17 protein-coding genes are annotated in these 11,301 nt (G+C 65.3%); 12 read left to right on the plus strand and 5 right to left on the minus strand.

What is annotated here, in order from left to right; translation table 11 throughout:
* The first annotated feature begins 95 nt into the window (after positions 1-95).
* From ACOJSI_RS08075 to ACOJSI_RS08100, 6 genes are all read left to right on the plus strand, one after another.
* Entirely contained in the window at positions 96-953 is an 858-nt protein-coding gene (locus ACOJSI_RS08075; RefSeq protein WP_420137752.1) for a hypothetical protein, read from the plus strand.
* Positions 950-1,726, plus strand: a complete 777-nt coding sequence (locus ACOJSI_RS08080; protein WP_420137753.1) for a hypothetical protein — start codon at positions 950-952, stop codon at positions 1,724-1,726. The genes ACOJSI_RS08075 and ACOJSI_RS08080 overlap by 4 nt, the downstream gene beginning before the upstream one ends.
* Positions 1,727-1,903: 177 nt before the next feature.
* Positions 1,904-2,332, plus strand: a complete 429-nt coding sequence (locus ACOJSI_RS08085; RefSeq protein WP_420137754.1) for a DUF2721 domain-containing protein — start codon at positions 1,904-1,906, stop codon at positions 2,330-2,332.
* Positions 2,333-2,621: 289 nt separating this feature from the next.
* The gene (locus tag ACOJSI_RS08090) at positions 2,622-3,347 is read left to right on the plus strand and encodes a Crp/Fnr family transcriptional regulator (RefSeq protein ID WP_420137755.1); all 726 of its coding nucleotides are present in this window, start codon (positions 2,622-2,624) and stop codon (positions 3,345-3,347) included.
* Between the two features lie 75 nt (positions 3,348-3,422).
* The gene (locus ACOJSI_RS08095; protein ID WP_420137756.1) at positions 3,423-3,746 is read left to right on the plus strand and encodes a hypothetical protein; all 324 of its coding nucleotides are present in this window, start codon (positions 3,423-3,425) and stop codon (positions 3,744-3,746) included.
* 297 nt (positions 3,747-4,043) lie between these two features.
* The gene (locus ACOJSI_RS08100; RefSeq protein ID WP_420137757.1) at positions 4,044-4,505 is read left to right on the plus strand and encodes a hypothetical protein; all 462 of its coding nucleotides are present in this window, start codon (positions 4,044-4,046) and stop codon (positions 4,503-4,505) included.
* On the opposite strand, the gene ACOJSI_RS08105 is transcribed toward ACOJSI_RS08100, so the two are convergent.
* Together ACOJSI_RS08105 and ACOJSI_RS08110 are read right to left on the minus strand one after the other, a co-directional pair.
* A complete protein-coding gene (locus tag ACOJSI_RS08105; RefSeq protein ID WP_420137758.1) occupies positions 4,502-5,134 on the minus strand; it encodes a hypothetical protein in 633 nt (210 codons plus the stop codon). The two genes, ACOJSI_RS08100 and ACOJSI_RS08105, sit on opposite strands and share 4 nt — an antisense overlap.
* On the minus strand, positions 5,134-5,886 hold the full coding sequence (locus tag ACOJSI_RS08110; protein WP_420137759.1) for a hypothetical protein: 753 nt from the start codon (positions 5,884-5,886) through the stop codon (positions 5,134-5,136). Before ACOJSI_RS08110 ends, ACOJSI_RS08105 begins: the two co-directional genes overlap by 1 nt.
* Positions 5,887-5,972: 86 nt before the next feature.
* Here ACOJSI_RS08110 and ACOJSI_RS08115 point away from each other — a divergent pair, with 86 nt between their 5' ends.
* Together ACOJSI_RS08115 and ACOJSI_RS08120 are read left to right on the plus strand one after the other, a co-directional pair.
* Positions 5,973-6,206, plus strand: coding sequence for a hypothetical protein (locus ACOJSI_RS08115; RefSeq protein WP_420137760.1), 234 nt, complete (start codon positions 5,973-5,975; stop codon positions 6,204-6,206).
* 235 nt (positions 6,207-6,441) lie between these two features.
* Entirely contained in the window at positions 6,442-7,176 is a 735-nt protein-coding gene (locus ACOJSI_RS08120; protein WP_420137761.1) for a S24 family peptidase, read from the plus strand.
* A 22-nt stretch (positions 7,177-7,198) separates the two neighbouring features.
* Here the strand turns inward: ACOJSI_RS08120 and ACOJSI_RS08125 are convergent, their stop codons facing one another.
* Positions 7,199-7,384 carry a DUF6771 family protein gene (locus ACOJSI_RS08125; RefSeq protein WP_420137762.1) on the minus strand — a complete coding sequence of 62 codons (186 nt, stop codon included), beginning with the start codon at positions 7,382-7,384 and terminating at the stop codon, positions 7,199-7,201.
* Positions 7,385-7,575: 191 nt separating this feature from the next.
* Here ACOJSI_RS08125 and ACOJSI_RS08130 point away from each other — a divergent pair, with 191 nt between their 5' ends.
* The 3 genes from ACOJSI_RS08130 to ACOJSI_RS08140 all read left to right on the plus strand — a co-directional run bounded on the left by ACOJSI_RS08130 (position 7,576) and on the right by ACOJSI_RS08140 (position 8,951).
* Positions 7,576-7,935, plus strand: a complete 360-nt coding sequence (locus ACOJSI_RS08130) for a hypothetical protein (protein WP_420137763.1) — start codon at positions 7,576-7,578, stop codon at positions 7,933-7,935.
* Positions 7,935-8,135, plus strand: a complete 201-nt coding sequence (locus ACOJSI_RS08135) for a hypothetical protein (RefSeq protein ID WP_420137764.1) — start codon at positions 7,935-7,937, stop codon at positions 8,133-8,135. The genes ACOJSI_RS08130 and ACOJSI_RS08135 overlap by 1 nt, the downstream gene beginning before the upstream one ends.
* Before the next feature lie 279 nt (positions 8,136-8,414).
* Positions 8,415-8,951 (plus strand): DUF3617 domain-containing protein, encoded by a 537-nt coding sequence (locus ACOJSI_RS08140; protein ID WP_420137765.1) that lies wholly within the window; start codon positions 8,415-8,417, stop codon positions 8,949-8,951.
* Positions 8,952-9,451: 500 nt separating this feature from the next.
* Here ACOJSI_RS08140 and ACOJSI_RS08145 read toward each other — a convergent pair whose 3' ends face one another.
* Positions 9,452-10,096: a hypothetical protein gene (locus tag ACOJSI_RS08145; RefSeq protein ID WP_420137766.1), complete on the minus strand. Its 645-nt coding sequence runs from the start codon at positions 10,094-10,096 to the stop codon at positions 9,452-9,454.
* Between the two features lie 79 nt (positions 10,097-10,175).
* Complete coding sequence (locus ACOJSI_RS08150) at positions 10,176-10,439, minus strand: DUF6894 family protein (RefSeq protein ID WP_420137767.1); 264 nt, start codon at positions 10,437-10,439, stop codon at positions 10,176-10,178.
* A gap of 243 nt (positions 10,440-10,682) precedes the next feature.
* On the opposite strand from ACOJSI_RS08150, the gene ACOJSI_RS08155 reads away from it, so the two are divergent.
* Positions 10,683-11,301: energy transducer TonB (locus ACOJSI_RS08155; protein ID WP_420137768.1), on the plus strand; the 619-nt coding region annotated here is incomplete at its 3' end.

Below are 11,301 nucleotides of genomic sequence, written 5' to 3' on the forward strand. Positions count from 1 at the left end.
CCCGGCCGGAACCGATTGCCGCCCGGCGCGCTTCTCGGCACGATTGATCCGTTGGCCGAACCGCGCATGTGGAGGATCCTTTGGGCGACGTACCGATGAGGGCGAGTGTCGGAGAGGGCGGCAAGAACAAGCCCGCGGACGTCGCGATTGTGCAGGATCTGCTCAACCGGCAGCCCACCACCATGACGCAGCTGAAGCTCGATGGGCTGACCAGCCAGGAGCTGACCGACGCCATCAAGAAATATCAGGAAGAGGTAATGAAGTCGCCCGAACCGGACGGGCGCGTCGATGCCGGCGGCGGCACCTACAAGCGCCTGCTCAAGGATGCGGCCGAAAGCACCGCCGATCAGCTGTTCGGCTCGCGCCGCGCCAGCTTGCAGCCGACCACCCGCACGGCGGTGGTGGAGGATCTCTACAAGAAGCAGTTCGGCAGTACGCCCGCGGGCCTGACCACCGTCGTCAGCGCCCTGATCGCCGATGTCGACATCACCGATATCCGCTGGGCGGCCTATATGATGGCGACGGTCAAGCGCGAGACGGGTGACACGTTCCAGCCCATCGAGGAATGGGGTAAAGGCAAGGGCAAAGACTATGGGGATGCGGTCGACTATGTCGACAAGACCGGCAAGAAGCACAGCAACGTCTATTATGGTCGCGGCTATGTGCAGATCACCTGGCTCGCCAATTATCTGAAGCTAAGTCAAGCGCTGGGCCTCGATGATCAGCTGGCCATCGATCCGGCCAAGGCGCTGGAGCCCGCCAATGCCTACAAGATCATGAGCTATGGCATGCGCAACGGATCGTTCACGGGCAAGAAGCTGTCCGATTATATTTCCGGCACCGCCTGCGATTATCCCCATGCCCGCCGCATCATCAACGGCATGGACCATGCGTATGAGATTTCGGCGGCGGCCGAGGCGATCGAGGTGATCCTGCGGGTGGCGGTATTATGATCGCGTGGCGCGCGGCGGCAGCGCTGGCGGCGGTCACAATGTCCGCTGCGCCGGCAACCGCGGCACCGGACTGGAGCGCGAAGTGGGGCCGGTATCACCTGTCGATGAACGATCGGGATATCGTCGTCACCTACGGCATCAAGTTGCTGTTCAGCGCCAAGGCCTGGGCGCGGGCGGATCATGCCCAGGCGGTGCGCGATGCAGATGGCGATGCCGTCCGCACCGAACACCGCTTCAGCATGGTCGCGCTGGCTGGGCCCTATCTGTCGCTGAAGGACGAAAGCTACACCGACATCACGCCTTCGGCCCATCCGGGTGGCGAAACGCGGCTGTGGACGATCGATCTTCGCCGGCTGCGCGGGCCGGGCAAGATCGCGCCGGAGCAAGCGGTCGATCTCGCAACGCTCGTCGGCGCGACGCCGCTGTCGCGCGCGCTCGTCGCCGATCCGGTTGTACGCACCAGCGGTGTCCGCCCCGGCGCGAGCCTCGATGCGATCCGAACCGCTTTGCCCCAGGCCAATTTCGGCAAGGGCGATGCCTGTTTCGACGTGCCGGAGGATTGGACATCCCGCTTCGCCATTCGCGGCTGGCAGGGGGCGCAGTTGCAGGTCCGACTGGGTCTACCCGGGCTTGGTTCCTGCCGCTACAATCTCACGCAGCTCGGCCTCGCCGTCGCCGTATCGCCGACGCTGCGCAAGACCATTGGCCCGATCCAGGCCGCGCCGCCTAGCCGCGCGGTGAAGATCACATTCGATACTCCACCGCGCCGCTAAGCGGCGGCCGCGCTCCATCTCTGCCTAAGGTCATGCGCGAAGCGCGTGGCTGCCTGCCTCGATTGCAGGACGGTGGCGTTGTGCGTGCCGGCGTCCCTCTCTTTCGAGCGCCCCAAACATGTGACGCCCGTTGGCGCGGCCGCTTGCGTCGGCGCGCGGGCAGGCTAGGCTGATCCTATGGCTGGCAATACGCTCGATACTGCAGCTCATGTCGTCCAGCTCGCGCTGACGCCGATCTTTCTGCTCGCCGGAATCGCGTCGCTCCTCAACGTCTTCTCGACGCGGCTCAGCCGGATCGCGGATCGGGCGCATCGGCTGCGGTCGGAAACGCCGTGCAGCTATGTCGAGCTGCGCCGCCTGACGTTGCGCTCGCGCATCCTGGACGCGGCCGTTCTGTTCGCCGCCTTTTCGGGCGGGCTGACCTGTTGCGCGGCGCTGACCATGTTCCTCGGCGCGCTGAAGCAGGTGGCGTGGGGGGCCGTGCTCTACAGCGCGTTTGGTGGTGCGCTGGTGTGCGCGATCGCCGCGCTTGTGGCATTTTCCATTGAGACGATCCTGTCCGGGCGGACGATTCGCGACAAGGTCGACGAGGCGATGGATCGCTAGCGGCAGGGAAAGGGAGGTGCGGCCGCCAACGTTCCTAGGGCTGTAATCACGCCGACGACCGCATGTCCCTTTTGCCGTCATGCGCCTGAACCGGTACCCAACCACGATTGCAGCGCGCATTCATCTGGGCGCAGGCGTTAACCGGCCGATCCCGTATCTGTTTCGGGCAATTTCGCGGGGCTCCCGGTTGCAGTGATAATGTCACGTGAAATCCAATAGTTGCAAACGCGTGGGGAGAACCAATATCCAGCCATCACACTTTTCGGTCTAAAACGGGGTGAGGGGTCGCATGGCGACTGACGACGACATCTTCGGTGCCGCCATTACCAAGCTTGAGCGCCTCGCCCTGTTGGACGAGCAGGATCGTGCTGCCATCCGTGCGCTGCCCCATGAGCTGCGCACGGTGCGCGCCAACACCTATCTGATGCGCGACGGCGAAGAAGCAACCCATTGTGCGATCCTGCTGGATGGTTTTGCCTGCCGGCAAAAGGCGGCCGGCGACGGGGGGCGCCAGATCGTATCCTTCCACCTTCCGGGCGATATCATCGCGCTGCAGACCCTGATGCTGCCGCGCGCGGATCATGACGTGCAGACGATCGCCCACGCGCGCATTGCGCGCGTGCCGGTGCCGGCGCTGCGATCCCTGGCGCGTGCGCGGCCCAACATCCGCGACGCCTTCTGGCGCGACACGCTGATCGATGCTTCGATCTTTCGGGAGTGGGTGTTGAATGTCGGCCGGCGCGACGCCCGTTCGCGCATCGCCCATATGTTGTGCGAGCTGGCTGTCCTTGCCTCCGCCAACGGCGAGGCGCCGGATCGCATTCACCTGCCGATGACGCAGAGCGACATTGCCGACGCGACCGGCCTCACCTCGGTCCACGTCAATCGTATGCTGCAGGAACTGGATCGGATGGATGTGATCCTGCGAGACAAGCGCGACATACGCATTATCGATTGGCCCACGCTGCAGCAGATTGCCGACTTCGACGCCGGCTACCTCCACCCCGCCAGCTGATCCGGATGACCTGACGGATCGATCGCCCGCTCCAGATGTTCATGCTATGTACCCTTGGCGTTCGGGAGCTGGATGATGAAGCAGATCATAGCGATCGCCGGCCTGTTTGCGGCGGGTGTGGCACAGGCGCAGGTCTCGTCCCAGCGCGTCGGCAACCAGACCTATTATAGCGATGGCACCACTGCCACGAAGGTGGGAAACCAGACCTATTTCAGTGATGGCACGACCGCCCAACAGGTTGGTAACCAAACCTATTATTCGAATGGCACCACGGCCCAGCAAGTGGGTAACCAGACATATTATTCGAACGGGACGACCGCGCAGCAGGTCGGCAACGCGACCTATTATTCCAACGGACGGATCTGCCAGACAGTCGGCACACATCGTTATTGCAACTGATCCGGCGGAGCGGCTCTGTCGGGATAAGCCCGCGCTACCGCTTGGTCGCTCTTCCGCAAGCGCAGCATGTGGCCGCGCGCAGTGCCGCCGCATCGTTGCGGACGTGCCGGTTCCTAAGGGCGACTTCGCGCCCCAGCGTTCCAAGATCCGCATAATAAAGGTCCGATGAGGCCTTAAAAAATCGACCAAGTTGCGGAAATATTTGGATGAATGAATGCTGCCAGCATCGTTCGCAACGCGTTCACCGGCTATCCTCCACAAATGGATCAACCCAGTTGATCGGGTAAGGAGAGTAACATGAGTAGACTTTTCAAAGGAATCGTCGCCGCGACTGTTCTTGCAGCGAGCGGTCTTGCCGCCGCCGCACCTGCCGAGGCGCGCCACCACCATGGTAATGGCGACGCCGCCCTCGTTGCCGGCATTGTCGGCCTGGGCGTCGGTGCCGCCATTGCCTCGGACAATGGTTACAATCGTAGTAGCTATTACGGCTATGATAGCGGCCTGGCTTATTATCAGCCCGCCGCCTACGGCTATGGCTACGGCTATGATCAGCCGCTCTATTACGCCCATTATGGCTATGACCGGCGCTATTATGGCCGCGGCCATCGTCGCTGGGACAATCGTGGTTATGGCTATTATGGTCACCGCGGCCATTATCGCGGCTATCGCGACCATGGCTGGCGCAATGACGGCTGGCGCGGTGATCGCGGCCATGGCTATCGCGATCATGGCCGCCGCTACCGCGACTATCGTCGCTAATCGGATGTGCGCCCGGCCGGCGGCCGGGCGCCGTCCCGTCTCCCTTCAACCATCGTGACCAAGGTTTCGATCGCGGCGTTCAGCCGCGCGCGATCGGCGGGCAGGGCCCGTTCCTGCGCGGCCGGTCCACCCGCATCCGCCACGGCTGTTGCGATCAAGCGTGCCACCCACGGCTGATCCACGTCGGGAAACCACCAGCCGTCGACGCACAGGCCGTGCATCGACGCCACCGCCGGCCGCCCGACTTGCCGGGCCAGGCCATCCAGCAGGCGGAAATAGTCGCCCGGCCGATCGTCCCCGCCGTCATTGGCGGCTGATCGGTCGCGGCGTTCCAATGCGCCGATCTTGGGCGCCATCGCGGCAAATTCATGCCAATAGAGGCTGCCATAGCGTCGGCCCATGTCCCGCAGGATCGCGCCGTCGCACATCTGTCCGTCGAGCAGCCCGACGGCCCAGGCGCGACCGATCTGATCGCCAACCTGCTGATCGGCCTTGCCGTCCTGGAAACGGGCGAAGCGCGCGGCGCGTGCCTGCACGACATCGTTGCCGCGATCGGGCAGCGCGATCAGCCGCCCCTTGGCGGTCCGCGGGCCGGCTTTGCGGGGGCGTCCCCGTCGTGCGAGTGCCATCACATCTCTCCTTTGCTGATTGGGGCGGCGCGCAATTGCTGGGCGGTGCGCCGCATGTCGGCTGCTTCCTCACTGCGGCCCATTTGATCGAACATTGCGGCCGGTCGCTCGGCGGCTTCCGCCCGCTGCTGCAGGGTCATGGGCCGGGCCAGCGCATGGGGCGGCGGCGCCAGCTCCAGCATCTTCTGGAAATTCTCGGGCGACGTCAGCAGCCAGCCAAGACTGGCCCGCCATCCGCGATCATTCTTGCCGCAGTGGAACGGGCTCGCCGCCAGATTGGCGATCGCCTCCAGCACGGCGTGCGGCCCATGCTCGCGTAGCCGGGCTTTCAGCGACTGGCGCCGGCGGGGCGTCAGCCCGCGTGCCGGCAGCGCCCCGGCAGCGGCTGCCTGGGCATTCCACGCCGCCACCGCCTGCTCCTCCACCCCGCTGTCGGACAGGGGCCGATCCTCGTCAGAGGAGAGGGAGAAAGGGGGGTTAGATATATTCTCATTGGGGGATGCGTCCGTGCCGTCCCGCGGAGTCACGCGGACGGCCCCCGACGTAGGCACGCTACCCGTGCCTGTGCCCGTGCGGCGCGTACGGCGCACGCGACGCTGACGTTCGGCATCCTTGGCGCGCGCATCCGCTTTACGCATGTCGGCCTCGCGGCCCGCAGCCTTGACCGCCTCGACGATCATCTCGGCCGATGCGCCTGCCGCCAGCAGCGCGTCCAGAACGGCGGCGGGGATCATATCGCGTCTTCGTGCCATGTGGCCGCAAAAGCTGGAAAAAGTTTGGCCCGATCTGCCCCCTCCCGTGCGTTGGGGTCGAAAGGCCAGGCAGAAGGCGAGCGATCATGACCGGACGAGGACGAACGATCCCATGCGCAACCGCGCTGATCCTGCTCGGGGGATTGGGTGGCTGCGGCAGCGACGCATCGATCCAGCACACCAACGCCAGTACGACCGAGCAGCTGAATCAGATCGCGGACAATACGTCCAACACGGCCGGCGCCGACGAAAGCTCTCCTGGTTCCGCCCACGACGCCGCCACCCAGGGCCGCCGCCCGACCAAGCCGCGAAAATATTGAGAGGCCTGTCGCGGTCGCCTTATCGGACTGACGGATCGCCGCCTTCATGGCCGGTATGCGCCTTCCACGCGTAGGTGGCTCGCTATCAGGACATGGGAGGCCGTTCGCGCCCGGCAAGGCCGATGCGGGTGAGGGGATCTGCATTGGGTCCTCGAATCTGCTGCCGGGGACATATGTATAAAACGTACAATAGTCAATCTAGACTGCGTACGTAATATGTCCCATATGGACGTACATGACGAATCAGGAGACCACCGGAGCCGCGGTCAATCGGCTACGCGATCGCGCTGGACTGTCGCTCAGGGCATTGGCGGCCAAGGCGGGCTATGCTGCGGCGTCGAGCATCCAGCGTTATGCCGATCCGGCCTTCGATAGCCCGCTGGGCGTGGAGGTGGCGACGCGCTTCGCCGATGCCATGCAGGGGCTGGGCGATCCGCCGATCATGCGGGGCGAAGTGCTGGCGCTGACCGGGCTGGTGACGGACAGCAATGCCGTCACCTTTCGCATGGAAGGCGCGAGCGCGGATCGAATGCAGCGCGATCTGCCGATCTATGGCACCGCTTTGGGTGCGGATGAGATCGTCGATGGCGAGGCGATCGAACAGACCACGCTCAATCGTGGCGAGGTGATCGAATATAAGCGCCGACCGCCGATCCTGGACGGCCGTGCCGACGTCTACGGCCTTTATGTGCAAGGCTCGTCGATGCATCCGCGCTTTCGCGACGGCGACACGGTGTTCGTGGAGAGCCGCCGGCGGCCTGCAGTGGGGGACGATGCCGTTATCTATCTGCGCACGCCGGACGAGGTCGAGGGCGAACGCACCAGCTCGGTTCTCATCAAAACGATCGTGCGCAAGACGGCCTCCTATGTCGAGCTGGAACAGTTCAATCCGCCGCAGACCTTCCGCATCACGATGGATCGGGTCGATCGGATGGATCGCGTGCTGACGCTGGAGGATCTGATCGGCTGAATCCGCAATCGCGGTAGCCAGATCACAGCAAACGTAATTGATCGGGATCCGCCGGTGCGTCCTCGTCGCGCCGTTCGACGATGCGCGCGGCAATGCAGTCGGCGGCACGCGCCCGCAATCGCGTGTCTCGAATGGCCAGACCGAGTCGCGCCCACAAGGGGGCGTCGATCAGGATATCGGAGATGCGGCGGGCTTCGATTCGTTCCATAGGGCATAAGAACAAATATAGAACATGCTCGCAAGATGATTCGTGATCCACGGAGGTTCAGGCAGGCGGCCTTGCCTCAGGACATACGTGGAAAACGTATAAATGCTTGACTAGACGTACGCTTAAATAGTACATACCCAGAACATCGCCGCGCAGCCATGGGGGCAGGACGGCGAATTTGGGAGATGACGATGCTGGAGCCCTCGGTCCTGGGTGCGATCCGTGCTGTCCTGTGCAACCGGATCGATGATGCGGCGCTCGTCGCGCAACGCCAGGCGCGGCCCAACATCTCGATGCCATCGGCCCTGCTCGCGGCCGCGCTCTACCTCACGGATGCTGGTGCCGCGGAGGAGCCTGCCAGCGCGGGCGAGGAGTATTTCGCGTGGGGGCCCCGTGCCTACCGCCGCTACCTCGGTAAGCTCACCGATGCGGCGCGGGCGGCGGAAGTGGAAGCGGGGCGGCGCGTCCTGTTCGAAGGGCGCGGCTGTCGCCCTCCGCTCGCCGAGGGGCTGATCGGCCCGATCGACAGCCTGTATCGCGATGCTGCCTGATGAGCCGACCCTTCCTTCCCGTGCTGTCCGTCACGGATGCCGCCTGCCGGCTGATCGCGGCGTCCGAACAGATCGAGCATCGGCGCCAACAGGCGGATGCGACGGTGGCGATGCTGGAGGCGCGCTGGGCGGCCAACCGGGACCGGCAATATGCAAGGGAGAGAATTACGACACCGACCGAAGCGCCATCGTCTTGCTGACATTGGTTGCGACTTGGCCGAAGCACCCGCACATGTCGGGCGGTTGCGGGATCGAGGGCCGCCTGCAAAAATAATTCTTCCCATGCCGTGCCGATATGGTTGGCAGGCAAGTCCAATGTTCTTCGTCGCTTATCTTAAATCAATCCACATCGACGCCTTGCCGTTGCGCGATCAGTAAAAGCAGGACGTTCCGGCGAAGCAACAAACTCCGGATTGGAGGGTTATCGGGCCAGCCGGCTGTCTGTCGGCTGCCAGAGATATGTACCAACAGGAGGCATTATGGGTTCGATGAAGCTGGGTTCGATAGTGTTGTTAACCGGCGCGGCCATGCTCGCGGGTTGCAACAAGAAGCCCGACGACGTTTCCCTCAAGGACGCTTCGGTCGAAAAGGTCGCCAACACCGCGCAAAATGCCGTGAAGATGCAGCCCGGCCAGTGGGAAATGAGCTTCGCGATCGACAAGATGGAAATTCCCGGAATGCCCGCGGGTTCGAGCGCGCCGAAGGCCGAACCGACCAAGGCCACCACCTGCGTGACGCCCGAACAGGCCGCCAAGCCGGCCGGTGACATGTTCGCCGGCAAGGGCATGGGCGACTGCAAGTTCGATCATTTCACGATGAATGGCGGCAAGATGGATGCCGCCATGACCTGCAAGATGCCGCAGGGCGAATCCAAGACGACGATGACCGGCACCTATTCCTCGACCAGCTTCAGCAACGAAGTCACCTCCACGGTGAACATGCCGAACAATCAGAAGGTCACCGTGCACGCGACCTCTGCCGGCAAGCGCATTGGCGAGTGCCCGAAGGCCAGCTGATCTGATCCAAAAGAAAGCGGGCGTCCTGGCTGGGGACGCCCGCTTTTTTTGTGCCCGGCGCCTGGAGCGGCGGCGCTAACCGGAGGTCTGCCGGACCGGCGGGTGGGCAGGCATGCCGCCACGGGTGCGATTTAGGAAAGCGGCGTGGCGTCCAGCGTTCGCTGATATGGCCTCGTATCTAGAAAGAAGAGGAACGCCCCTGCGCGGGGATGACCAACCCGCACTCACTCGTCATGCCAGCGTCGGCTGGCATCCACAGACTTCGCCACGCTCTGCTCGGTTGGCTAATACGCGCCAGGAGGCGGCAGAGCCTTCAGCCCGTCGCCGCCATAATGATGCGGGCGCGCGTTGCTGTCCGGCGCCGCCATCCAGCGGACACGCTTGCTTCAGCGCCGTTGCGGCCGGACGCCTCCGACCCGAAGGATGGATGCGCCTGGCCGCGCCGCCGCACCGCTGCCAACGCGCCGCCACTTGCACGGCAGGCGCGTTGGCGTCGGGGGTCAATTGGCGGTCGTCGTGACCGTGGTTTTGGTGGTCTCGGTCGCAACCGGGCGGGTGCGCACGGTGGTGCGAACGGGGGCCTTCCGGACGCGGGTGCGCGTGGCGGGGGCGACGCTGCTGTGCTTGGTCGTCTCGGTCGTGACGGTCGTGGTCGGCGCGGGCGTATTGGCGGCGACGACGATCGGGGGCGCGCTGCGGGCAGCCTGGGCGTCGGCGGCGGCAGCAGCAGCGGCCTGTTCGGCGGTCGCCGCGCGCTCATTGGCGGCGGCGGCTTCCTGCTGTGCGGCGGCGGCCGCGTCGGCGGCGTCGGCGCGCTGGGTCTGCTCGGCAGCCGAGCGGTTCTGCTGGGTTTGGCCGATCGCCGTATCGGCGAGCTGCGAGGCGTGGATCGCCTGCTGGATCGCCTCTTCCTTGTGGCCGGAGGCCAGCGATTCGCGCGCGAGCTTCAGCGAAGCCTCAGCCGCAGCGGTGGAGTGCGGTGCTTCGCCGGCGGTGCCGACCTTGTTGGCGGCGTCGATCTTGCCACGCGCTTCGGCAATGGCCTGCTCGGCCCGGTCATGCTTGCCAGCAAGCGCCGGCGCGGCGACCAAAGCCAGGGCCGACGCGGCGCAAAGGCTGCGAACCATGGAGGGGAACATACGCATATCGTCTCCTGAAGAGATGGGATGGCGCAAACGTGCTCCGAAGCCGCAGGTTCCTGCCGCACCCGCCGCACGGTCCGCCTCAATGCGGCGTGGCCGCGCTGCCTTCCGGCGAAGTTTCGTTCGCTTTCAAGGTGATGCGGAACAGCAGCGCGCCGGCCTCATCCACCATATCGAGTTGCAGCATACCGCGATCGAGCAGCGCTGGATCGTCGCGCAACGCCTCGCCCAGCGATCGGATCGCCTCGTCGCGCGCGGTGGCATAGCAATTGCGGACGATACCGCCGTCCACCATGTCGGGTGCGGGGGCAGCATCGCGGCCGAGGGTGACGAAATAACGCGACATGCCAGTCAGATTAAGGCCGCGCGGCTTTCGCCTGCCTGATCGGCCCGTTCATCCCCTGGCATGGTGGCAGCGACGATCCTGAGAGTAGGATCAGCAGCGGGAACCGGCCTGCGCACGGCGCGTAGCAGGGGAGGGAGATTGCAACGCCTTGGCTTCCGATCCATGCCTTGATGGACGCGCCATCGAATCGCTCCCTACGCCGATCGCCGTTGCCGGGATGGAGCGCGCGAGGGAGGTCCGTTGATGGCGCCGCGGCCTTTGCGCGAACGGCTCGCGGCGGGTTTTGGCGTCGCCGCGATCGAGCTGGCGATCGGCCTCGCCTTGCTGTTGGGGCTCGCGACGCAATTGGCGCCGCCGGCAGAGGCGCCGGCGACCCTGCTGGACGTCCCTCCGCCGTTGCCCATGCCGACGGCGCGAGAGCGACCGCATGCGCGGGCGCATACCGGCCGGCCGGCCCCGCGCAATCTGCGCGCGACCCCATCCGCTTTGGTCGTGCCGCCGCCGATCATCCCGCTCGCGCCGCCGCCCCCGATCCTTGCCCCACCGGTTGCCGCCACGGGTGCGGCCCCGCAGGCAGGCGCGTCCGATCTGCCGGGGCCGGGAACGGGGGCGGGCGGCGTCGGCAACGGGCTGGGTGGCGGCGGCAATGGCGACGGCGACGGCTACCCGCCGCGCCATATCCGCGGCCGCATCCGCGACGGCGATTTTCCTCGTGCGCTGGCCGAAGCCGGCGCGGGCGGCACGGTCGGGGTGCGCTATCGCGTCGGGGTGGATGGGCGCGTCAGCGACTGCCTGGTCACCGCGTCCAGCGGCAATGCCGATCTGGATGCCTTGACCTGCCGCCTGATCCAGCAACGCTTCC

Source organism: Sphingomonas sp., from assembly GCF_048595155.1.
Lineage (GTDB): Bacteria > Pseudomonadota > Alphaproteobacteria > Sphingomonadales > Sphingomonadaceae > Sphingomonas_I.

Bases quoted from the DNA above. Each gene is read 5' to 3' on its own strand.
- ACOJSI_RS08145 (WP_420137766.1), bottom strand. From the start codon at position 10,096: ATGCGTATGTTCCCCTCCATGGTTCGCAGCCTTTGCGCCGCGTCGGCC.
- ACOJSI_RS08080 (WP_420137753.1), top strand. From the start codon at position 950: ATGATCGCGTGGCGCGCGGCGGCAGCGCTGGCGGCGGTCACAATGTCC.
- ACOJSI_RS08075 (WP_420137752.1), top strand. From the start codon at position 96: ATGAGGGCGAGTGTCGGAGAGGGCGGCAAGAACAAGCCCGCGGACGTC.
- ACOJSI_RS08090 (WP_420137755.1), top strand. From the start codon at position 2,622: ATGGCGACTGACGACGACATCTTCGGTGCCGCCATTACCAAGCTTGAG.
- ACOJSI_RS08120 (WP_420137761.1), top strand. From the start codon at position 6,442: ATGACGAATCAGGAGACCACCGGAGCCGCGGTCAATCGGCTACGCGAT.
- ACOJSI_RS08115 (WP_420137760.1), top strand. From the start codon at position 5,973: ATGACCGGACGAGGACGAACGATCCCATGCGCAACCGCGCTGATCCTG.
- ACOJSI_RS08105 (WP_420137758.1), bottom strand. From the start codon at position 5,134: ATGGCACTCGCACGACGGGGACGCCCCCGCAAAGCCGGCCCGCGGACC.
- ACOJSI_RS08150 (WP_420137767.1), bottom strand. From the start codon at position 10,439: ATGTCGCGTTATTTCGTCACCCTCGGCCGCGATGCTGCCCCCGCACCC.
- ACOJSI_RS08130 (WP_420137763.1), top strand. From the start codon at position 7,576: ATGCTGGAGCCCTCGGTCCTGGGTGCGATCCGTGCTGTCCTGTGCAAC.
- ACOJSI_RS08110 (WP_420137759.1), bottom strand. From the start codon at position 5,886: ATGGCACGAAGACGCGATATGATCCCCGCCGCCGTTCTGGACGCGCTG.
- ACOJSI_RS08100 (WP_420137757.1), top strand. From the start codon at position 4,044: ATGAGTAGACTTTTCAAAGGAATCGTCGCCGCGACTGTTCTTGCAGCG.
- ACOJSI_RS08135 (WP_420137764.1), top strand. From the start codon at position 7,935: ATGAGCCGACCCTTCCTTCCCGTGCTGTCCGTCACGGATGCCGCCTGC.
- ACOJSI_RS08095 (WP_420137756.1), top strand. From the start codon at position 3,423: ATGAAGCAGATCATAGCGATCGCCGGCCTGTTTGCGGCGGGTGTGGCA.
- ACOJSI_RS08140 (WP_420137765.1), top strand. From the start codon at position 8,415: ATGGGTTCGATGAAGCTGGGTTCGATAGTGTTGTTAACCGGCGCGGCC.
- ACOJSI_RS08125 (WP_420137762.1), bottom strand. From the start codon at position 7,384: ATGGAACGAATCGAAGCCCGCCGCATCTCCGATATCCTGATCGACGCC.
- ACOJSI_RS08085 (WP_420137754.1), top strand. From the start codon at position 1,904: ATGGCTGGCAATACGCTCGATACTGCAGCTCATGTCGTCCAGCTCGCG.